This is a genomic window from Streptomyces sp. NPDC096046 (assembly GCF_040303285.1).
Classification (GTDB): domain Bacteria; phylum Actinomycetota; class Actinomycetes; order Streptomycetales; family Streptomycetaceae; genus Streptomyces.
In genome coordinates this window covers 93,126-114,388 of sequence record NZ_JBEOSZ010000011.1, presented here as the reverse complement: position 1 = coordinate 114,388, position 21,263 = coordinate 93,126, and the positions used below count along the sequence as shown (strand labels likewise).

Sequence of the window (21,263 nt, the reverse complement as noted above, 5' to 3'; positions counted from 1 at the left end):
ATGGACTACCGTCTCTCCCCCGAGCTGGAGGAACTCCGCCGCACGGTCGAGGAGTTCGCACACGAGGTGGTGGCGCCGAAGATCGGCGACTTCTACGAGCGGCACGAGTTCCCGTACGAGATCGTCCGGGAGATGGGCCGCATGGGCCTGTTCGGCCTGCCGTTCCCCGAGGAGTACGGCGGCATGGGCGGCGACTACTTGGCCCTCGGCGTGGCCCTGGAGGAACTGGCACGTGTCGACTCCTCGGTCGCCATCACCCTGGAGGCCGGTGTCTCCCTCGGCGCGATGCCGATCCACCTCTACGGCACCGAGGCCCAGAAGCAGGAGTGGCTCCCCCGCCTCTGCTCGGGCGACGTCCTCGGCGCGTTCGGCCTGACGGAGCCCGACGGCGGCAGCGACGCGGGAGCGACCCGCACGACGGCCCGCCTGGACGAGTCGACGAACGAGTGGATCATCAACGGCACGAAGTGCTTCATCACCAACTCGGGCACGGACATCACGGGCCTGGTGACGGTCACGGCGGTCACAGGCCGCAAGCCCGACGGCCGCCCGCAGATCTCCTCGATCATCGTCCCCTCGGGCACCCCCGGCTTCACGGTCGCGGCCCCTTACTCCAAGGTCGGCTGGAACGCCTCGGACACCCGTGAGCTGTCCTTCACGGACGTCCGCGTCCCGGCGGCGAACCTCCTGGGCGAGCAGGGCCGCGGCTACGCCCAGTTCCTGCGCATCCTCGACGAGGGCCGCATCGCGATCGCCGCCCTGGCGACGGGTCTGGCACAGGGCTGCGTCGACGAGTCGGTCAAATACGCCAAGGAGCGCCACGCCTTCGGCAAGCCCATCGCCGCCAACCAGGCCATCCAGTTCAAGATCGCGGACATGGAGATGAAGGCCCACACGTCCCGCCTCGCCTGGCGCGACGCGGCGGCCCGCCTGGTGACCGGCGCCCCCTTCAAGAAGGAGGCAGCCCTCGCCAAGCTCCACTCCTCCACGGTCGCGGTCGACAACGCCCGCGAGGCCACCCAGATCCACGGCGGCTACGGCTTCATGAACGAGTACCCGGTCGCCCGCATGTGGCGCGACTCCAAGATCCTGGAGATCGGCGAGGGGACGAGCGAGGTACAGCGGATGCTGATCGCGCGGGAGTTGGGGCTGGTGGGCTGAGTGGCAGGACCTGTTCCTCCCAGCACTCGCCCCCCACCCTGCTACCGGAACAGGACGTCGTCCTCGTCATGATCAAGGCGCTCGTCGGCCACGCCGGTCGGCGTCGCCGCCTGCGTCCACGCCCACGTCCAACTCCGCCTCGACCGCCAGGCCACCGACACCCTTGGCAACGCCCTCAGCCCCACTGGCGACGCCCCCCGCGACCCACCCGCTACGGCCGTCTGCTGACCTTGCCGTCCCCGTTGCCATCAAGTCCCTGAGAAGCCCCGCCGGATTGAAATCCGGCGGGGCTTCTCAGGGGCCATATCAACGATCCGACTCTGGCAATCCGAGTCCGTCGCGGTGCCCCCCTCGCAAGCGCACTCTCTTCGATGCCGATTTTCCCTTCACCGGCAATACGAAGGAGAGCGTTTCTCGTCCCAACCCTCTAGAGACCTCGTGGACTTATCCCTGTCGCATCGGCGGCAGGCCATAGCACCATTATGATCGCCGCCCTATCCGCCACTGGCCCTCGGCTCCACGTGATCGATCTGAGCATCATCGAGCCTTCCCTTGATGGCGTTTCCGTTGGCATCTCGCGATGCGCGCCGTCCCACCGCCCGACCACAGTAGTCACACTTGTACTCGCCGCCATTCTTCGCCGGCGGTAGCGTCGTAGACCTTCTGCTTCTCAGCATCAGTGAAATCCAAACCAGCTTTGTTGCAGTTATGCGCAGAAACCGGCGTCACCCCCGCCAGCGCCTAGTACGTGTGCCACAACCACCTCCCCGCCTGCGTTTTCGCAGGTCAGCGGCGGTTTGGCAGTGCGTCGAGATGCGTGGTTGTGCGCCGGCATCCGTGCTTGTTGCCGCCAGAGGTGTAGACCACTGCTCGGCCTACGGCAGGAGCGTCAGCGCGGGGACGTGGGCGGGCTTGACGACGCTGAAGTGCCGCCGATCGAGGGTGGCTACCCGGTCCACGCCGAAGCGCTCGGCCACCGCGATGACCGAGGCGTCGACTCCGCCGAGCGGGAAGTCGGCGTACTGGAGGACCAGCTCGCCCATGCGCGTCAGGTCGGTGGGAGTGAGGTGCACCAGCTCGAATGTTCCCCGTGCGACCTCGGCGAGGAACGCCGCTTCGACCTGGGGCCAGCGCTCCAGCAACCAGCAGACCTCGGTCATGACCGGGGTGGGCAGCAGACGGCGGCCGGTCAGCGAGGTCAGCAGGGAAGCGCACTCCGGGTGACGCCGGTCGGCCGCGTTGAATGCCGCAGCCAGAGGTCCGGTGTCCAGGACCGTGGCGATCATGCCGAGTCGCCGAAGCGCTCGCGCATCCGCTCTCGGATGTAGTCGTCGTGCCGTTCAGCCAGATCCTCTGGTCCATTCACGCTGCCGATCAGGGCCAGCAGCCCTGCCGGGACCGACTCCTCGGCCTCGTTCGCGTCGACTGCCGGCAGCGACTGGGCAACCTGGGACAATTCCTCATCCTGGGTAACGAGCAGGCGCAGGCGTCGCACCTGGGTCGGGGTGAGCCGGTCCACCAGGTGGTGCATGTCCTCGTAGTCGTATGCAGCGGTCACGCCAGCAGTGTAGGACGGCCCCGCGGCCCCGGACAGCGGTATCGGCAGAGGTTCACCCCCGCTGGCTTGCGGGCAGTCGCCCGACGATTGCCAAGAACTTGGTCGATGTCCCCGCATGTGTCCTGTCTGGCACTTCCCCCGGCGGCCCGTTCGCCGAGAAGGCGGCCTCGGGCGCCGAGGCGATGCCGGTGTCCCCGCCAGTGCGGCAGCGCGGAGGCCCGGTGAAGAGGGGCCGCCGAGAGGGTGGGCCGCGGCGGGGTATCGCTCCCCGCTGGTGGCGACGCCGGCCGCCGCCCTCGGTAGCCTGCGCCACGCACCTGAAGGGTCGGCCCCCTGGTCGGCCCTGCGCCTGCGATCCGGCGTCCTCGGACTGCACTGGGAAGACCTCGACCTCCGCGCGGGAACCGCCGCCATCCGCCGCACACTCCAGCGCACCAGCGCAGGCGGACTCACCACGCTGCCCACCAAGACCCGGGCCTCCGAACGCCGCATCGCCCTCGCTGCCCGCTGCCTCCAGTCACTGAAGCGCCACCACGAACAGCAGCAGCGCGAGCGTGAGGCCGCGGGCACCACGTGGCAGCACGACGGCACGTGTTCACGACGGCGCACGGCCGACCGATCGACCCGACCAACCTCACCCGCGCCTTCACCACGCTCCTCCGCAAGGCCGGCCACCGCCGCATCCGCTTCCACGACCTCCGGCACTCGACCGCGACCCTGCTTCTGGAACAGGGCGTCGAACTCGTCGTGATCAAGGAACGCCAGCTTCGACGAACACGCTGAAGTTCGGGCCGACTCGATTGACTGGCTCGATTGTCCACCAGCTCCGCGAGAACACCCACACCCGCTACGCCGCCTGCGTCCGCCTCCACCTCGTCCCCGGCCTCGGCACCAAGAAGATCGCACGTCTCACCGCCAAGGACGTCCGCACCTTCCTCGACCGGCTCCGCACCACCTGCCAGTGCTGCACCCAGGGCCTGGACACCGAACGGAAGCAGTGCTGCGCCATCGGCGAATGCTGCCAGAAGCAGTTGTCCCCTTCGACCGTGACCTACGTGCACTCGGTCCTCAAGTCCGCCCTCGAACACGCCGTCCGTGAAGACGAGCTGCCGCGCACGTCGCCCGGAACGTCAAAACCGCCGCACCCCGCCCAGGCGCTTCCAGCCCCTCACCGCAGCCGAGGCTCGCCAGTTCCTCGACGCAGCCCGCGCCGACCGGCTCCACGCGCTGTACGAACTCGCGCTGCGCACCGGGCTCCGCAAGGGCGAACTCCTCGGCCTCCACTGGGAAGACCTCGACCTCACCACCGGAACGGCCAGCATCCGGCACTCACTCCAGCGCACCCGCACCGGCGGCCTCACGCACCTGCCCACCAAAACCCGCGCGTCCGAACGCCGAATCGCCCTCCCCACCGAATGCCTCCACTCCCTCAAGAAGCAACAGGAACGGCAGGACAAGGAGCGAGAGACAGCAGGGTCTGCCTGGCAGGACAGCAGCCTCGTCTTCACCACGCCGACCGGACGGCCCCTCGACCCGGCCAACCTCACCCGCCGCTTCCGCAGCTTCCTCAACCGGGCCGGACTCCGCCGCATCCTCTTCCACGGCCTCCGCCACTCGACCGCCACCCTGCTCCTGGAACTAGGTGTCGACCTCGTCGTGATTAAGGAACTCCTCGGGCACGCTCACATCGGCGTCACCGCCGGCGTCTACGCCCATGTCCGACTCCGGCTCCAACGCCAAGCCATCAACACCTTGGGGGATGCACTACAGGGGAAGCGCCTCGACCATCCGCCCCACACAGCAACAGATGACTGATCCACTCTACGAACGTCGGTGCCCCCCACGAGGTCTCGTGGGGGGCACCGACGTGCGGCCCTGTTGCCGTCAGCGTTGCCGTCACACGCCGATGCAGGTCCTTTCTACGCGTCTCCGCCTGCATCAGAAATCGGCAGGTTGAAGAACTGATATACGGCTACTCGCTGGGCTTCCACAGAAGTCACCTGCGATGGTTCAGCCGCAGCGAAGATGTCGACAATCTCTTCCTCTTCGGCAGATCGGGAGAGGACTGCGGCAAAGCGGCCATTATCCATCTGCTGTTGCATTCCGGAGGGAAAGACGTCCGGTCGCGCCCCTTGGCAGCAGAGCAGAAGATCTTCCTTCTCCAAGTAGGTTCGAGCACCCAGGAGACACTTGAACAGATTCGACTCAGTGAAGGACTGCCAATCTCGACCCGAGAACTTCATCCTCAAGCCCGCCCCTTCGCTATCAAGGATCTCGAATGAGACTGGAACGACTGAGGATCCTCGCCCTACAGCCAGCAGTTCAAGCGATTCCATGCCTCACTCCCGATAGTTCGGATTTGGGATCCACTCTCCGGTTGTTTCATGCCAGCACCCACGTATGTGACACGAATCAATGGCACGCGGAACAGCTATCTCTGCCTCGTTTGCGTGAACATTTCCGGGGATCCTCTTGTTCACGTCAATCCCTCCAGATGCACCTCTGGAGTCGATTACGCAAGTGTGGCCCTTCCGGCTCAACGCGTGAGACTTCGAGGTGGTCGTCGACACGAATCCAGAGTCGGGGGTATAGACACCGGAGACACCCGCTACGTGCTCTTCTAGATTCATATTGTCTCCCTTGGGCGCGAATCCTCCATCGAAGATTTCGCTGGGATCCCGGGTGTCGCTGCGATACACGTCCCCACAGTTGTGAACGAGTACCGGCGTAGCCCCCGCCAGCACATAGTACGTGTGCAGATCGCTGACAGTTAGGTTGTGGACCGTCGCCGAACCGACCACCCATCGCTCCACGGAAGCGACCTGGACCCGCGTCCCCGCGCCAGTCCGCAGCCACTCCCCCGCCCTCAGATCAGTGGCGTCGACCCACTCCCCAAACTCAGGCACCCAGAACGGATGACCATCGGTCGCCGTGACCGAAGCCGTCTTTGCACCCTTCTTGCCGTCGATGTCCACCGTGATCTCGACAAGATGCTTGAGGCCCTTGCCCTTGATCTCGGCTGTGACCGTCTCAACCTTCGTCTCACCCGTCTCCGGGTCCGTCGCCACGACCTTGTCGCCGATGTCGACGTCCTTGATCGGTTTCGTGGAGCCGTCCGCCATCAGCACCTTGGTATCGGGTGTGAAGCTGTTGCCCACATTGCAGGTGACGGCCGCCGTCGCCTCGTCCGCCGCCTTGCTGCTCTTGCGCCAGTCCTGGAAGCTGTCCCACAGTCTGCGGCTCAGGCCTCCGATGCGCTTGATCAGAGCCCAGGCCTTGTCCATCTTGTTCCAGTACTTCGCGGCCAGCCGCGCCAACGGTCCGCCGGCGACGAGTGACGACACCACGTTGAGTGCCGTGGCCCCGCAGGAACCCAACGCCCCCGTGGTGAAGCAGTCCAGCGCGTCCGTGATGCCCAGCTCGTCCGCGACGATCTTCGCCAGTTCCTTGGCGACGGCGATCGCCCGCTGCTTGGCCGCGTCCGCCCGCGTCTTCTGCTGGCGCGCCCGGTGCTGCGCCGGCGACTCCTTCGGCTTCTTGACGCCGTAGTACGTGTAGTAGGTGTCGGTCGCCTTGACCTCCCACCCGCCGTCCCGCTCCAGGGTGCAGGTGATGCCGACGTTCACGCAGTCGTCGGGCTTGAGGCCGCTCGGGTCGGAGAAGGTGACCGGGTTGTTGTTGCTGTACGAGTAGCCGTTGATCTGCTGCGGGTCGGTGTAGTCGATGATCGGGTCCGCCGATATGAAGCGGCCCGTGTCGGAGTCGTATTCACGCGCCCCGAGGGTGGTCAGGCCCGTGGACTTCTGAACCGTGCCGCCGACGAAGCCCTTGTCGTTCACCCAGGCACGAGACGAGGACGACGACGTGGACTCGTCGCGCGGGTTGCCGAACGGGTCCGTGCGGCGGCGCGTCGTCTCGCCCGTCTTGGCGTTGATCGCCAGCTGAGCCGTCCCCTGGTGGTCCGACGCCAGGAAGTGGACACCGCCCGCATCCCGCATGGCGATCTGCAGGGAGCCGAACGCGTAGTAGCGAGTCGTCGTCACCTTGGACGTCGATTTGTCCAGGTGCAGCTCCATGCCCGGCAGGTAGAACGTCTTCTCCTTGGAGGTGTCCCGAAGGATCCGCTCGCCCGACGAGTCGTACGTGTACTGGGTCACCGCGCCGTCGGCGTTGGTGACCTTGGTCAGCTCACCCTGCTTGTCCCAGTCCAGAGACTGGGTGTCCCCGTTGAGGACTCGCGTCCTGGTGTTGCCCGTTACGTCGTATGTGTACGTGTCCTGAGAGGTCACTTCGGGCGTCGTGCTCGTGGCGGCCGTCTTCTCCACGACCGACGACACCGTGTGCGGACCGGAGTTCGTGCCATCGGGACCGGACTTCTCGCCGTACGTGTACGTCCGGGTCGAGGTCGGGGCTCCGTTCAGGCCGTGCCGCGTCTCGCTCTTCCGGTTGCCGATCGCGTCATAGCCGTACTCGGTCCAGTACGGCGACACTCCGCCGACCGTGGAGGACGACGCCTCCGACGTACAGGCCGCATCCGAACTACCGGTGCCTCTGCTGCCGTTGGGCGCCACCGACGACGTCCACGCGTCGGTCAGACGCCGTAGGCCGTCGTACCGGAAGCACTGCACGTCGCTCGTGCCGCTGCCCGGTGTGTCCGCGATCGAGAGGACGTCGCCGACGGAGTTGTAGGTGAAGTCCGCGTCGTAGGCGGCGGTCGCCGCGCCCTCCACCCTGACGCTCGCGTTGGCCAGCCGGTGTGTGCCCGCCTCGAAGGTGTTGTTCAGCCAGGTCTTCTTGGCCGCCGACTCGCCGGTGGACAGTTCCACCTGCTCCAGGTCGGACGTCGGCGAGTACGACACGTCGGTGACGTACTTGAGTCCGCCCAGCGAGGTGTTCAGGCCCGTCGGCCGCTGCAACTCGTCGTAGGAGTAGCCGAGGGCCTCGGCGGGGAGATCACCCGCAGCCGGTAGGCCCTGCCCCCGCACGGTCCCGTCGTCGTTGTACTGAGCGGTGAACTCGTAGGTCCCGCCCAGCTGCGGTTCGGCCGTCTTCGACAGGTAGTACTTCGTCGAAACCGGCTTGTAGTCGTTGTTCGCGTCGAGGGTCGGATAGGTGACCGACGAGTGGACTGCGCCGTCCTTGTAGCTGTAGACGCCGTACAGCTCCCCCTTGGCGGCGGTGTCGTACTTCGTCACCGACAGCTTCGTACCCGTATCCGGCTCACCCTGCCAGGTGGATTCCGGACGCCCCAGTTTGTCGTACTTGGTGGACGTCTTGTTGCCGTTCACGGTCACCGACGTCTGGCGGTCCAGGACGTCGTACGTGAATTCCGCCGTCCCGGTGTCCGGGTCGACCGCCTTCTTCTTACGACCCAGCTGGTCGTAGGTGTAGGTCCACGCGTTCCCGGCGTCGTCCGTCACCTTCTGCAGCTGACCGGCCGGGGTGTAGCCGTAGGACGTGGTGACCGCGTCCCCGCCCTGCGGATACTGGATCTGGGTCGTGGTGTGGTCCCGGGCGTCCTTCACCACCGTCGTCTTCGTGCCACCCGCCGGCGGGGTCGTGGTGACGCGGTCGCCGCCGTGAACGTACGAGGTGCGGTACTTCTCCTCACCCTGCACGTTGAAGATCGAGGCGGTGACTCTTCCGGCCCCGTCGTACTCGGTCACCGTCTGACCGGTGAGGTCGGCGTTGACCGGCTTGAAGAGTTGGGAGGACGGTGCACCGGCCGCGTAGTAGGTGTCGTTCACCTGTACCACTCGGTTGGAGCCGTCATAGAGGGTGTCGGCGACCATGCGGCCGCCTCCCGGCCCCTCGGTCTGCTCCTGGCGGGGCCGCAGCAGACCGTCGTACAGCGTCCATTCACTGCCGTACGACTGACCGCCCTTCTCGATCTTCTGGGTGTGCACAGCGGTGGGGCCGGAATTCCCGCGTACCAGGTACTGGTACTTGATCGACGCACTCGCGCCGATGCGGTCCGGGAGCCAGACCGACGTCAGGCGGCCCAGCCCGTCGTAGGCGAGTTCGGTGCGCCGGTTGTTCTGGTCGACCTTGGCGGTCGGCACGCCCCAGTGCGGCGCGTACTCGCTTGTGGCCGTCCAGCCCGCTCGGTTGGTGACCACCGACTTCGTGGCCAGCCCGTACGTTTCCGCGTACGTGGTCGACGTGGCGTATTCCGTCGGAGACGAGGCCGTCTCCGCGTCCTTCACCACCAGCGGACGACCGAAGTCGTCGTACGTCGTGACGCTGGTTGTCCGGTAGTTCGCCGTCGTGCCGGTGTGCGACTCCAAGCGCTTGGTCGTGGTCACGTCGCCCTTGATGGGGGCCGCGCCCAGCGTGGTGGAGCCGTCGTAGAGGGTCAGGTCGTCGGAGATGACCTGGGTGCGCCGGTCGGGAGTCACGCCGCATTCGACCCTGACCTTCTCCACCCGGGAGACGTACGCGTACATGTGCCGGCTCTCGCTGTCGGCATACTCGGTGCGGACACACTCGTTGTCGGCGACACCGACCGCGCCGTAGTCGTCGACCTGACGGACCCGGCCGGTCTTCGAGTCGTACTGGGTGGTGGCCCTCGTACGACGCCAGCCGCCGACGGCGAGCGCCACGTAGGTGTCGGTCGCGCCGTTCGCGACGTAGCGAGCCCTGCGAGTGCCCCAGTCCTTGGTACTCGTGGCCGTCACCGCGGTCCACGGCACCGCCACCGACTTCTCGGTGACAGTGGCGCCGTCGTAGGTGAGGGTCTCGAGTTCCTGACCGGCCTTCCACTCCGTGTCCTCGTAGGAGGTCCCGTTCGAGTCGGTCACCGATGCGGAGCGCGTGGCACCGCTCGCGTTGACGTCACCGTGAAGACCTCGGAAGAAGACGTGCTCGGTCTTCGTGTTGGACGGAGAGCTGGTGCCGTTCGAGGGACACCTGCTACGACGTCACCCGGCAACTCGGCTTGCGTCACCACGTCACCCGCGCCGAACTGCGTGGTTCCGTGCTGCACCTGGCCGGACACGGGTACGTGCACCGGATCGCCACCGAAGATGTCTCCACCGAACTCCTCCTGCGTGAGCGGGAGAGCGGGACGGAATATCGGCTTCCGGTCACGCACACGGCGACACCCGGCCTCGGCAGGGAAGAGGACGAGGGGCGATATGCCTACGACCGGGCCGGCTTCGAAGCCGCCGTCGACATCACCACCTGCGGCGACGGCGCATCCCTCCACGACGGACTGTGGGACGTTTCCCTCGCTGTCGGCGCTCAAGGCATCTGCCGCGAGGTGCGGATCGGCAACAAGAGGGACGGCGGCATCTCCGGTGCCCCGACGACGCACATCGTGGCCGACGGCGACCAGATCCGTGCCGTGACGCTGTACGCCACCAAACCGCACGGCAACCTCACGCTTGACATAGGCGAGCGGAAGCACGAGGTAGTGCCGAAACTGACCCTCTCCACCGTGCGTTGGGCTTCCGGCGCGCCGACTGAGCTTGAGTTCGCCGGGCGGTGCGCGTTGGCCGGCTTCCCGGACGGCACTCTCGCCGTCCACTTGGAGGACGAGGCGGGCGGCAGTGCCGTCTTCCCCGCCCGCCCCGTCCCGTCGGCCGCCGAGGACTTCCTGGTGCGGGTGCCGGTCACCGAGTTGCGCGCCGGGCTGTGGACGGGACGACTGCGGCTCGGGCCGTGGACGCTGCGTCTTCCTCCGCTCCCCCGCGACCTTCCGCCCGCCAAATGGCGCCGCCGCGGCCTTCCTTGGTACGCCGAGCCCGTGCCGGATCGCGGCGAGGAGTTCGCCCTGCGAGTGGCCCGTACCGACCTGGTTCGGGCCGTGACCGGCCGCCGCAGGCCGTAGCCGACGCGCATCAACCCGGGCCCGGTCAAGCACGAGGACACGGGGCGAGACCTCGGCGCACTCGTGATTCGGATCACTGCGTCCACGGGAATCCCCTCCCGCCCCCTGGGCACACCCCGGGCACACCCGAAGGCATCCCCGGGACACCTCAGGCCCCTCTGGACACAAAACGAGGTTAGGCTAACCTAAGTCTCGTTCCAGCCAAGCGGCTTTCAGCCGTGCCCGCAGTGGCTCCGTACGCACGAAAGCAGACCCAGTCATGTCGAACGCCAGAACCGCCCGCTTCTCCCGCCGCGGCCTTCTCGCCGCCGGTGGTGCTCTCGGGCTCGGCGCCCTCGTGACCGCGTGTGGCAGTGAAGACTCCGAGGACGCCGGCTCGGACGCGAAGGGTGCCGCCACGGCCGGCCCCTGGTCCTTCAAGGACGATCGCGGCACGACCGTGAAGCTCGACAAGGTCCCCTCGAACATCGTCGCGTTCACCGGTGTCGCCGCCGCCCTGTACGACTACGGCATCGAGGTCAAGGGCGTCTTCGGGCCGACCAAGACCAAGGACGGCAAGGCCGACGTCCAGGCCGGCGACATGGACGTCAGCAAGCTGACCGTCTTCGGCAACAGGTTCGACCAGTTCAACGTCGAGCAGTACGCGGCCTTCCAGCCCGAGGTGCTCATCACCACGACCTTCGACGCCGCGGGCAGTCTCTGGTACGTCCCGGAGACCTCCAAGGACAAGATCGCCAAGCTCGCCCCGAGCGTCGCGATCTCGGTCTTCGACCGCCAGATGCCGAAGCCCCTGCAGCGCATGGCCGACCTCGCCGAGTCGCTCGGCGCCGACCTCAAGGCCGCGGAGGTCGTCGAGGCGAAGAAGCGTTTCGAGGCCGCCTCCGAGCGGCTGCGCAAGGCCGCCAAGTCCCGCCCCGAGATCAAGGTGCTGGCCGGTTCCGCCTCGGACGCCATCTTCTACGTCTCCGGCTCCAACTTCTCCATCGACCTGGAGTACTTCAAGGCCCTCGGCGTGAACCTCGTCGAGCCGCCGGAGAAGGCCAAGGAGGCCAACGGCGGCTGGTTCGAGAACCTCAGCTGGGAGAACGTCGACAAGTACCCGGCGGACATCATCATGATGGACGACCGCGCCTCCACCATCCAGCCGGCCGACATCACCGAGGCCACCTGGAAGAAGCTGCCCGCGGTCAAGGCCGGCCAGGTCATCTCCCGTTCGCCCGAGCCGATCCTGTCGTACGACAAGTGCACGCCTCTGGTGGAGAACCTCGCCAAGGCCATCGAGTCGGCCAAGAAGGTCGCCTGACCCCTCCCCCTTCCTGACCTCCAGGAGCCGCACGTGACCACCGCCGTAGCCGCCCCGTTCCGTTTCTTCTCCCTCCAGGTCGTGCGGACGAGGCGGCTCGGGCCGTCTCTGGTGCGGGTCACCTTCGCAGGGCCCGATCTGCGCGCCTTCCATTCCGACGGGCAGGACCAGTCGCTGTCGCTGTTCCTGCCGCACCCGGGGCAGAGCGAGCCGGTCGTGCCGCTCGAACTCGGGGACGGATGGTGGCAGGGCTGGCGCGAACTCCCGGACGACGTACGGGCCGTGATGCGGTCGTACACCCTGCGCGGTCTGCGCCGGGACCCGGACGAGATCGACATCGACTTCGCCCTGCACGGCATCGGCGCCGGCGCCTCCGTCCAGGCCGGTCCGGCCTCCCGCTGGGCCGCCCGGGCCGCCGTCGGGGACCGGGTGCTGGTGCTCGGCCCGGCCGTCGCCGACAACCGGGCGATCCGCTTCCGGCCGCCGCAGGACACCGACCTCGTGGTCGTCTGGGGCGACGAGACCGCCGTACCGGCCGCCTCGGCCATCGTCGAGGCACTGCCGGCCGGCACCCGCGCCCGGGTCTGGCTGGAGGTGCCGCACGCCGGTGACATCCAGGACCTGGTGAGCGAGGCCGACGCCGAGATCACCTGGCTCGTGCGGGACGAGCGGAGCGCCGAGGGGCACCCGATGGCCCTCGACGTCCTCCGGGACGCCCCGTTGCCGCCCGCCGAGCGGCCGTACGTCTGGATCGCAGGTGAGTCCGGGAGTGTGAAGGAGCTGCGCCGGCACTTCGTGTGCGAGCGCGGCATCGACCGCCGCAGGGTGACGTTCGTCGGCTACTGGCGGCGTGGCGTGAGCGAGGAGCAGCTGCGGGCCGAGGCCTAGGCCCCTTCCGATGAATCTCCGCGGCGTCGCGACGCCCGGCACGCACTCTCGCCGCACCGCGGGGAAGCCCAGGTAGCTCCGCTACGAGGGCCTTCCCCGCGGCACGCCGAGAGCACGCACCGAACGCCGCTCCGTCTCCCACGGAGATTCATCAGAAGGGGCCTAGCCGCGGTCACGCCAGGACCATGGCGACACGAGTGACCACGGTCACGGCACACCCCCGCTCCCACCTCGATCAACTTAGGTTAGCCTTACCTGAGTTCTGGACGCCGGAGACCAGCCCACCCCGTCCCACACCGGACTGTCCCCACCGGAGGACCCCCCCCCATGCGCTCGCACCTGCTCAATGACACCACCGCGGAGCAGTACCGCCGCTCCGTGACCGACGGAGTCGAGCGGGTGGCCGCCAAACTCGCCGCCACCGACCGGCCGTTCACCGGCATCACCGTCGACGCCCTCTCCCCGCGCATCGACGGGATCGACCTCGACCGGCCGCTGCACGACACCACCGCGGTGCTCGACGAACTGGAGGACGTCTACCTCCGGGACGCGATCTACTTCCACCACCCCCGCTACCTGGCGCACCTCAACTGCCCGGTCGTCATCCCGGCCGTGCTCGGCGAGGCCGTCCTGTCCGCCGTGAACTCCTCGCTGGACACCTGGGACCAGTCGGCCGGCGGCACGCTCATCGAGCGGAAACTGATCGACTGGACGACCGGGCGGATCGGCCTCGGCCCGGCCGCCGACGGTGTGTTCACCTCGGGCGGCACCCAGTCCAACCTCCAGGCACTGCTGCTCGCCCGCGAGGAGGCCAAGACCGACACCCTGGCCGAACTGCGCGTCTTCGCCTCCGAGGTCAGCCACTTCAGCGTGCAGAAGTCCGCGAAGCTGCTCGGGCTCGGCCCGGACGCCGTGGTCTCCATACCCGTCGACCACGACAAGCGCATGCAGACCGTCGCGCTCGCCCGCGAGCTGGAGCGCTGCACCAAGGACGGCCTCGTCCCCATGGCCGTCGTCGCCACCGCCGGCACCACCGACTTCGGCTCCATCGACCCGCTCCCCGAGATCGCCGAACTGTGCGAGCAGTTCGGCACCTGGATGCACGTCGACGCCGCCTACGGCTGCGGACTGCTCGCCTCCCTGAAGCACCGGGACCGCATCAGCGGCATCGAGCGCGCCGACTCCGTCACCGTCGACTACCACAAGTCCTTCTTCCAGCCGGTGAGTTCCTCGGCCGTGCTGGTGCGGGACGCCGCCACGCTGCGCCACGCCACCTACCACGCCGAGTACCTCAACCCGCGCCGCATGGTGGAGGAGCGCATCCCCAACCAGGTGGACAAGTCCCTCCAGACGACCCGCCGCTTCGACGCCCTGAAGCTGTGGATGACCCTGCGGACCATGGGCGCCGACGGCATCGGGCAGCTCTTCGACGAGGTGTGCGACCTGGCCCAGGAGGGCTGGCGGCTGCTCGCCGCCGACCCCCGCTTCGACGTCGTCGTCCGCCCCAGCCTGTCCACCCTGGTCTTCCGCCACATCCCGGCGGCCGTCACCGACCCCGCCGAGATCGACCGCGCCAACCTCTACGCCCGCAAGGCCCTGTTCGCCTCCGGTGACGCCATCGTCGCGGGCACCAAGGTCGGCGGCCGCCACTACCTGAAGTTCACCCTGCTCAACCCCGAGACGCGGGCCTCCGACATCGCCGCCGTCCTCGATCTGATCGCCGGCCACGCCGAGCAGTACCTGGGAGAGTCCCTTGACCGCGCGTCCTGAAAACCCGACCGGAATCCATGACTTCGTGGGCATCGGGCTCGGCCCCTTCAATCTCGGCCTGGCCTGCCTCACCGAGCCCATCGACGAGCTCGACGGCGTCTTCCTGGAGTCCAAGCCCGACTTCGAGTGGCACGCGGGCATGTTCCTGGACGGCGCCCACCTCCAGACCCCGTTCATGTCGGACCTGGTCACCCTCGCCGACCCGACCTCCCCGTACTCCTTCCTGAACTACCTGAAGGAGAAGGGCCGGCTCTACTCGTTCTACATCCGCGAGAACTTCTACCCGCTGCGCGTCGAGTACGACGACTACTGCCGCTGGGCCGCCGGCAAACTGAGCAATGTCCGCTTCGGCACGACGGTCACCGAGGTGACGTACGAGGACGAGCTCTACGTCGTGCGGACCACCGCCGGAGCCGCCTACCGGGCCCGTCACCTGGTCCTCGGCACCGGCACACCGCCCTACATACCCGAGGCCTGCCAGGGCCTGGGCGGCGACTTCCTGCACAACTCCCGCTACCTCGGCCGCAAGGCGGAGCTCCAGAAGAAGGACTCCATCACGCTGGTCGGCTCGGGCCAGTCGGCCGCCGAGATCTACTACGACCTGCTCAGCGAGATCGACGTCCACGGCTACCGGCTGAACTGGGTCACCCGCTCCCCGCGGTTCTTCCCGCTGGAGTACACCAAGCTCACGCTGGAGATGACGTCCCCGGAGTACGTCGACTACTTCCGCGAGCTGCCCGAGGCGACCCGCTACCGTCTCACAGCCGAGCAGAAGGGCCTGTTCAAGGGCATCGACGGAGACCTCATCAACGAGATCTTCGACCTGCTCTACCAGAAGAACCTCGGCGGCCAGGTCCCCACCCGGCTGCTCACCAACTGCTCGCTCAACAGCGCCCGCCACGAGAACGGCACGTACACCCTGGGCTTTCGCCAGGAGGAGCAGGGCAAGGACTTCGAACTGGACTCGCAGGGCCTGGTGCTGGCCACCGGCTACCGGTACGCCGAGCCGGAGTTCCTGGCGCCCGTCAAGGACCGCCTGGTCTACGACTCGCAGGGCAACTTCGACGTCGCCCGCAACTACGCGATCGACGTCACCGGCCGGGGGATCTTCCTCCAGAACGCCGGCGTCCACACGCACAGCATCACCAGCCCCGACCTGGGCATGGGCCCCTACCGGAACGCGTACATCATCCGCGAGCTGCTCGGCAGCGAGTACTACCCGGTGGAGAAGACGATCGCGTTCCAGGAGTTCGCCGTATGAGCACCGGCATCGGAACGCTCACCGTCCGCCCCCTCGACCCCCTGAAGGACGCCGCTCTGCTGCACTCCTGGGTCACCCACCCCAAGGCGGCCTACTGGATGATGCAGGACGCGAAACTCCCGGACGTCGAGCGCGAGTACATGCGGATCGCTGCGCACGAGCACCACCACGCGTACCTCGGTCTGCACGAGGGCCGGCCCGCGTTCCTGATGGAGACATACGACCCCCGGTACGTCGAGCTGGTCGGGCTGTACGACCCGGCGCCCGGCGATGTCGGCATGCACTTCCTGGTCGCGCCGACCGACCGGCCGATCCACGGCTTCACCAAGGCCGTCATCACCGCCGTGATGGACGAGCTGTTCGCCGACCCGCGCACCCGCCGGGTCGTGGTGGAGCCCGACGTGAGCAACAAGGCAGTCCACGCGCTGAACGAGGCCGTCGGCTTCGTGGCCGAGCGCGAGATCGACAAGCCGGAGAAGCGCGCGCTGCTGAGCTTCTGCACGCGTGAGCAGTTCCTGGCCGCCCGAGGAGTAGCCGTATGACCCTGTCCGACGCCGTAGCGCATCTGTCCCCCCACCGCTGGGCGCGGGCCAACCGCCTCCTGATCCGCAAAGCGCTCGCCGAGTTCGCGCACGAGCGGCTGATCACCCCCGAGAAGGACGGGGAGCGGTACGTCGTCCGCAGCGACGACGGCCTGACGAGCTACCGCTTCTCCGCGGCCCGCCGGGCCCTGGACCACTGGCAGGTCGACGCCGAGTCCATCACCCGGCACCGGGACGACACCGAACTCCCGCTGGCCGCCCTGGACTTCTTCATCGAACTGCAGAAGTCCCTGGGACTGAGCGAGGAGATCCTGCCGGTCTACCTGGAGGAGATCTCCTCCACCCTCTCCGGCACCTGCTACAAGCTCACCAAGCCGGAGACCACGGCGGCCGAGCTGGCGCGCGGCGACTTCCAGACCATCGAGACCTCGATGACCGAGGGCCACCCCTGCTTCGTCGCCAACAACGGGCGGCTGGGCTTCGGCATTCACGAGTACCTGTCGTACGCGCCGGAGACGGCGAGCCCGGTCCGCCTGGTGTGGCTGGCCGCGCACAGGTCACGGGCCGCGTTCACGGCCGGTGTCGGCATCGAGTACGAGTCCTTCCTGCGTGAGGAGCTGGGCGCGGAGACGGTCGAGCGCTTCCACGGCGTCCTGCGCGACCAGGATCTGGACCCGGCCGACTACCTGTTCATCCCGGTCCACCCGTGGCAGTGGTGGAACAAGCTGACCGTCACCTTCGCCGCCGAGGTGGCCCGCAAGCACCTCGTGTGCCTGGGCGAGGGCGACGACGAGTACCTGGCCCAGCAATCCATCCGGACCTTCTTCAACCGGACGAGCCCACAGAAGCACTACGTCAAAACGGCTCTGTCGGTCATCAACATGGGCTTCATGCGCGGTCTGTCGGCGGCCTACATGGAGGCCACCCCGGCGATCAACGACTGGCTGGCCCAGCTGATCGAGGGCGACCCGGTGCTGAAGTCCACGGGCCTGTCGATCATCCGGGAGCGCGCGGCGGTCGGTTACCGGCACCTGGAGTACGAGCAGGCGACGGACCGCTACTCGCCGTACCGCAAGATGCTCGCCGCGCTGTGGCGGGAGAGCCCGGTGCCTTCCCTCCAGGAGGGCGAGTCCCTGGCCACCATGGCGGCCCTGGTCCATGTCGACCACCAGGGATCGTCCGTCGCGGGCGCGCTGATCGAACGGTCGGGCCTCACCCCGAAGGAGTGGCTGCGCCGCTACCTCCAGGCCTACTTCACGCCCCTCCTGCACAGCTTCTACGCCTACGACCTGGTGTTCATGCCGCATGGCGAGAACGTCATCCTGGTGCTGAAGGACGGGGTCGTGCGGCGCGCGATCTACAAGGACATCGCCGAGGAGATCGCGGTCATGGACCCGGACGCGGTGCTGCCGCCGACGGTGGAGCGGCTGCGGGTGGAGGTCCCGGAGGACAAGAAGCTCCTGTCGATCTTCACGGACGTCTTCGACTGCTTCTTCCGCTTCCTCGCGGCGAACCTCGCCACGGAGGGCCTTCTGGAGGAGGACGACTTCTGGCGCACGGTCGCGGAGGTCACCCGTGCGTACCAGGAGTCGAAACCGGAACTCGCCGACAGGTTCCGGCAGTACGACATGTTCGCCCCCGAGTTCGCCCTCTCCTGCCTCAACCGCCTGCAACTCCGCAACAACGAGCAGATGGTCGACCTGTCGGACCCGTCGGGCGCCCTCCAGCTGGTGGGCACCCTGGAGAACCCGATCGCGGGGTTCTGACCCACAGACGGACGGGCACCCCGGAGTACGGTCCCCCGGGGTGCCGGTCCTTTCAGGGGCGCGGGGCTGTGTCGATGTGCGGCTCCGCCGCGTGGGCGCGACAAGCCCGCACGCAACCGCGGACGAATCACCGACCGGCGGAACCCCACGGCACCTGCGGCGACCGGTACCACTCGATGCCCAGGGCGTTCCACCGCTCAGCCTGCGCGGCAAGCCGCACCTTGTACCGCTCCCAGTCATGCGTGCCGGCCGGCGACCACCCCAGCTCGGCGACACCCGGCAACCGTGGGAACGCCATGTACTCGATGTGCCCGGAGTCCTCGATGGTCTCCGTCCACAGCGGCGCCTCGACCCCCCGTACGGCACCCGTGGGCACCCCCGGCAGATACGCACCCGGATCCCAGTCGTAGGACCGCTTCACCTCGACGTACCCCGCCCAGGACAGCCCCAGCGGCGTGTCCTTGGTGTACTTCATGTCGAGATAGACCCGGTCGGCCGGAGACAGAATGAGCCCCGTCCCGCTCTGCGCGGCCTGTGCCACCTGCGCCTTCTCCTCGGCACCGGTGCTGTCCAGCCCCCAGTACTGGGCGAGAGCCCCCTTCGCCGGGGTCGCCCCGGTCAGCTGGTGCCAGCCGACGACCGTCTTGCCGTACTTCGCGACGATCGGCTGCACCCGGTCCATGAACGTCACGTAGTCCTCGTGGCTGGTGGAGTGCGCCTCGTCACCCCCGATGTGCAGGTACTTGCCCGGGGTGAGGGCCGCGACCTCCCGGATCACGTCGTCCACGAAGTCGTACGTGATCTCCTTGCCGACGCACAGCGAGCTGAAGCCGACCTCGGTGCCGGTGTAGAGCGGAGGCGCCACCCCGTCGCAGTTCAGTCCGGCGTAGGAGGCGAGGGCCGCGTTGGTGTGGCCGGGCATGTCGATCTCGGGCACGACCTCCAGGTAGCGGGAGGCGGCGTACCGCACGATCTCCTTGTAGTCGGCCTTGGTGTAGAAGCCGCCGGGGCCGCCGCCGACCTGTGTGGAGCCGCCGTAGGCCGCCAGGCGCGGCCAGGAGTCGACGGCGATGCGCCAGCCCTGGTCGTCGCTGAGGTGCAGATGCAGCTTGTTGATCTTGTAGAGGGCGAGCTGGTCGATGTAGCGCTTGACCTGGTCGACGGTGAAGAAGTGGCGTGAGACGTCGAGCATGGCGCCGCGCCAGCCGTAGCGCGGGGTGTCCGTGATGGTGCCGCCCGCGACGAGCCACGGGCCGGGCTGGGCGGAGTCCTTCTCGACGGACGCGGGGAGCAGCTGACGCAGGGTCTGCACGCCGTGGAAGAGGCCGGCGGTCTCGGCGGCGGTGATGGTGACGCCCTTGCGGCCGCTGTCGAGGCGGTAGCCCTCAGCGCCGAAGGAGCCCTTGGCGAGGCGCAGTCGGATGCCTCCGTCGCCGTGGGCGGTGACGGGCAGGCGATAGCCGGTCGACGGGCGCAGGATCTTCGCGAGGTACTCGCCGACGCGGCGGTTCTCGCGGGAGTCGTCGACGCGTATGTGTGTGCCTCGGGTGATCCGGTACGGGGATCCGGCCGGGGCGACCGAGGCCGGCGCGGGGACCACCCGGTCGAGCGGGGTGGGGGATGCCTCCGGTGCGGGAGCGGCCCCTGTCACCGAGGTGCCCATCGCGACCATCAGCAGGGAACCGAGAAGGTGAAGCGTTCTGTGGTGCTGTCTCACAAGACCGTCTCTCACAAAACCGTCCCTTCCATGAGCCGTTGAGCTCCAAGAGGTCTGGACCACTATCCCGGGCCACTGATGGAACAATCCACCCCCATGGCGGAAATCATCCAGAAGGACGGCTCGTGGATCTTCGACGGCGACGCCCTGCGACTGACCCCCGGACGGGACAAGAACGTCAGTGTGCTGCGCAGGGAACTTGGTGAACTGGTCGTCCCACTGAAGGCGTTGGCAGGCATCTCGTTCGAACAGGGCAAGAGGAGCGGCCGGCTGAGGCTGCGCCTGAGGGACGGCGCGGATCCGCTGACGCACGCCACGGGCGGCCGGCTCACCGAGCCCCACGATCCGTACCAGCTGATCGTGGAGTCCGACCGCTACGGCGTCGCCGAGTACGTCGCGGACGAGGTCCGCAACGCCCTGCTTCTCGACCAGGTTCCCGCCGAGCCGGTCGACGCGTACCTGCTGCCCGGCCCCGCCGTGCCACTCTCGGTCTCCGCCGGGGACGGCACCGCGAGCTTCGACGGCGAGCGCATACGCCTGGAGTGGAACTGGAAGACGGAGGACGCCAAGGCCGCCGCCGGCGCCCGCACCCTCGCGCTCGCCGACATCACGGACGTGGAGTGGCACCCGGCGGCCGGCCTGGAGAACGGCCATCTGCGCTTCACCGTGCGGCACGCGCCCACCAAGACCCCGCCCAAGTACGACCCCAACGCCGTGGAGTTGTGGGGGTTCAAGAAGGACCCGCTGATGGCGCTGGTCGCGGCGGCGGTCCAGGCCAGGCTTCCGCACCCGGCCCGGGCCGCCGCCGCCCACCCGGTGGACCCGCGGCCGGAGCTGCCCCCTCCTTCGGGCGCGTCCGCCGAGGACGACCACGACGCCCTGCTGCGCCGCCTGCGCGAGCTCGGTGAGCTGCACCGCATCGGCGTGCTGACGGACGAGGAGTTCACCCTGGCCAAGCAGGCGGTCCTCAAGCGCATGTGACACCCCGGGCGGGCGGGGGCACTGCTTCGCCCGGCGCGCCACCGTGAAGTGGTCGACCTGGTCACCGGTCCCGGCGGTGCCGCACACCGCCGGCGTGGCGTGGACGCGTCACGAACACGCCCTCATGGCACGCGTTCAACGCTCACCTAAAGGCTCACCACGGATGTCTGCCCGAAACCGGGCAGATTTCTTGCGAAATCGGCGCCGGTACCCCAGGATCTAGCGAGTGCACGACGAACTCGTTGATCACCTGACGCGGTCCACGCCCCTCAACCGGGGCGAGGCGCTGCGCGTGATCCAGGACGTGCTCGCCTACTTCGACGAGACGACCGAGGAGTACGTCCGTCGCCGCCACCGCGAGCTCCAGGCCCAGGGCCTGGTCAACGCGGCGATCTTCGAGCGGATCGAGGCGGATCTCACATACCGCGCGGTGGCCCCGCCGGAGCTCTCGCTCCGGCAGCTGCGGCGCATCGTCTACGGCTAGG

At 68.0% G+C, this 21,263-nt stretch carries 15 protein-coding genes and 2 pseudogenes; 12 read left to right on the top strand and 5 right to left on the bottom strand.

Annotated features, from left to right (window positions below):
- The gene (locus ABTX62_RS12955) at positions 1–1,161 is read left to right on the top strand and encodes an acyl-CoA dehydrogenase family protein (RefSeq protein ID WP_352116203.1); all 1,161 of its coding nucleotides are present in this window, start codon (positions 1–3) and stop codon (positions 1,159–1,161) included.
- Positions 1,162–2,036: 875 nt separating this feature from the next.
- On the opposite strand, the gene ABTX62_RS12950 is transcribed toward ABTX62_RS12955, so the two are convergent.
- Together ABTX62_RS12950 and ABTX62_RS12945 are read right to left on the bottom strand one after the other, a co-directional pair.
- Positions 2,037–2,447 carry a type II toxin-antitoxin system VapC family toxin gene (locus tag ABTX62_RS12950; protein WP_352116202.1) on the bottom strand — a complete coding sequence of 137 codons (411 nt, stop codon included), beginning with the start codon at positions 2,445–2,447 and terminating at the stop codon, positions 2,037–2,039.
- Positions 2,444–2,719 carry a hypothetical protein gene (locus ABTX62_RS12945; protein ID WP_334476569.1) on the bottom strand — a complete coding sequence of 92 codons (276 nt, stop codon included), beginning with the start codon at positions 2,717–2,719 and terminating at the stop codon, positions 2,444–2,446. The genes ABTX62_RS12950 and ABTX62_RS12945 overlap by 4 nt, the downstream gene beginning before the upstream one ends.
- Positions 2,720–2,987: 268 nt before the next feature.
- Here ABTX62_RS12945 and ABTX62_RS12940 point away from each other — a divergent pair.
- A pseudogene (locus ABTX62_RS12940) lies at positions 2,988–3,478 on the top strand (site-specific integrase); the annotation flags it as partial.
- A 47-nt stretch (positions 3,479–3,525) separates the two neighbouring features.
- A pseudogene (locus ABTX62_RS12935) lies at positions 3,526–4,534 on the top strand (tyrosine-type recombinase/integrase); the annotation flags it as partial.
- Between the two features lie 104 nt (positions 4,535–4,638).
- On the opposite strand, the gene ABTX62_RS12930 reads toward ABTX62_RS12935, so the two are convergent.
- Together ABTX62_RS12930 and ABTX62_RS12925 are read right to left on the bottom strand one after the other, a co-directional pair.
- Positions 4,639–5,055, bottom strand: a complete 417-nt coding sequence (locus ABTX62_RS12930; protein WP_352116201.1) for a hypothetical protein — start codon at positions 5,053–5,055, stop codon at positions 4,639–4,641.
- 3 nt (positions 5,056–5,058) lie between these two features.
- Positions 5,059–9,519, bottom strand: coding sequence for an RHS repeat-associated core domain-containing protein (locus ABTX62_RS12925; RefSeq protein WP_352116200.1), 4,461 nt, complete (start codon positions 9,517–9,519; stop codon positions 5,059–5,061).
- A 137-nt stretch (positions 9,520–9,656) separates the two neighbouring features.
- Here ABTX62_RS12925 and ABTX62_RS12920 point away from each other — a divergent pair, with 137 nt between their 5' ends.
- From ABTX62_RS12920 to ABTX62_RS12890, 7 genes are all read left to right on the top strand, one after another.
- Positions 9,657–10,550 carry a hypothetical protein gene (locus ABTX62_RS12920; RefSeq protein ID WP_352116199.1) on the top strand — a complete coding sequence of 298 codons (894 nt, stop codon included), beginning with the start codon at positions 9,657–9,659 and terminating at the stop codon, positions 10,548–10,550.
- A gap of 259 nt (positions 10,551–10,809) precedes the next feature.
- Positions 10,810–11,853 (top strand): ABC transporter substrate-binding protein, encoded by a 1,044-nt coding sequence (locus tag ABTX62_RS12915; protein WP_352116198.1) that lies wholly within the window; start codon positions 10,810–10,812, stop codon positions 11,851–11,853.
- 33 nt (positions 11,854–11,886) lie between these two features.
- Positions 11,887–12,741, top strand: coding sequence for a siderophore-interacting protein (locus tag ABTX62_RS12910; protein ID WP_352116197.1), 855 nt, complete (start codon positions 11,887–11,889; stop codon positions 12,739–12,741).
- Positions 12,742–13,068: 327 nt separating this feature from the next.
- The gene (gene desA, locus ABTX62_RS12905; protein WP_352116196.1) at positions 13,069–14,511 is read left to right on the top strand and encodes a lysine decarboxylase DesA; all 1,443 of its coding nucleotides are present in this window, start codon (positions 13,069–13,071) and stop codon (positions 14,509–14,511) included.
- Positions 14,495–15,772, top strand: coding sequence for a lysine N(6)-hydroxylase/L-ornithine N(5)-oxygenase family protein (locus tag ABTX62_RS12900; protein WP_352116195.1), 1,278 nt, complete (start codon positions 14,495–14,497; stop codon positions 15,770–15,772). Before desA ends, ABTX62_RS12900 begins: the two co-directional genes overlap by 17 nt.
- Positions 15,769–16,314 carry a GNAT family N-acetyltransferase gene (locus ABTX62_RS12895; RefSeq protein ID WP_352116194.1) on the top strand — a complete coding sequence of 182 codons (546 nt, stop codon included), beginning with the start codon at positions 15,769–15,771 and terminating at the stop codon, positions 16,312–16,314. The genes ABTX62_RS12900 and ABTX62_RS12895 overlap by 4 nt, the downstream gene beginning before the upstream one ends.
- Entirely contained in the window at positions 16,311–18,080 is a 1,770-nt protein-coding gene (locus tag ABTX62_RS12890) for an IucA/IucC family protein (protein ID WP_352116193.1), read from the top strand. The genes ABTX62_RS12895 and ABTX62_RS12890 overlap by 4 nt, the downstream gene beginning before the upstream one ends.
- Before the next feature lie 127 nt (positions 18,081–18,207).
- On the opposite strand, the gene ABTX62_RS12885 is transcribed toward ABTX62_RS12890, so the two are convergent.
- The gene (locus ABTX62_RS12885) at positions 18,208–19,743 is read right to left on the bottom strand and encodes a beta-N-acetylhexosaminidase (protein WP_352116192.1); all 1,536 of its coding nucleotides are present in this window, start codon (positions 19,741–19,743) and stop codon (positions 18,208–18,210) included.
- A 150-nt stretch (positions 19,744–19,893) separates the two neighbouring features.
- Here ABTX62_RS12885 and ABTX62_RS12880 point away from each other — a divergent pair, with 150 nt between their 5' ends.
- Together ABTX62_RS12880 and ABTX62_RS12875 are read left to right on the top strand one after the other, a co-directional pair.
- Positions 19,894–20,778, top strand: coding sequence for a DUF4429 domain-containing protein (locus tag ABTX62_RS12880; RefSeq protein WP_352116191.1), 885 nt, complete (start codon positions 19,894–19,896; stop codon positions 20,776–20,778).
- 226 nt (positions 20,779–21,004) lie between these two features.
- Positions 21,005–21,262: a hypothetical protein gene (locus tag ABTX62_RS12875; protein WP_283973736.1), complete on the top strand. Its 258-nt coding sequence runs from the start codon at positions 21,005–21,007 to the stop codon at positions 21,260–21,262.
- Position 21,263: the final 1 nt, after the last annotated feature.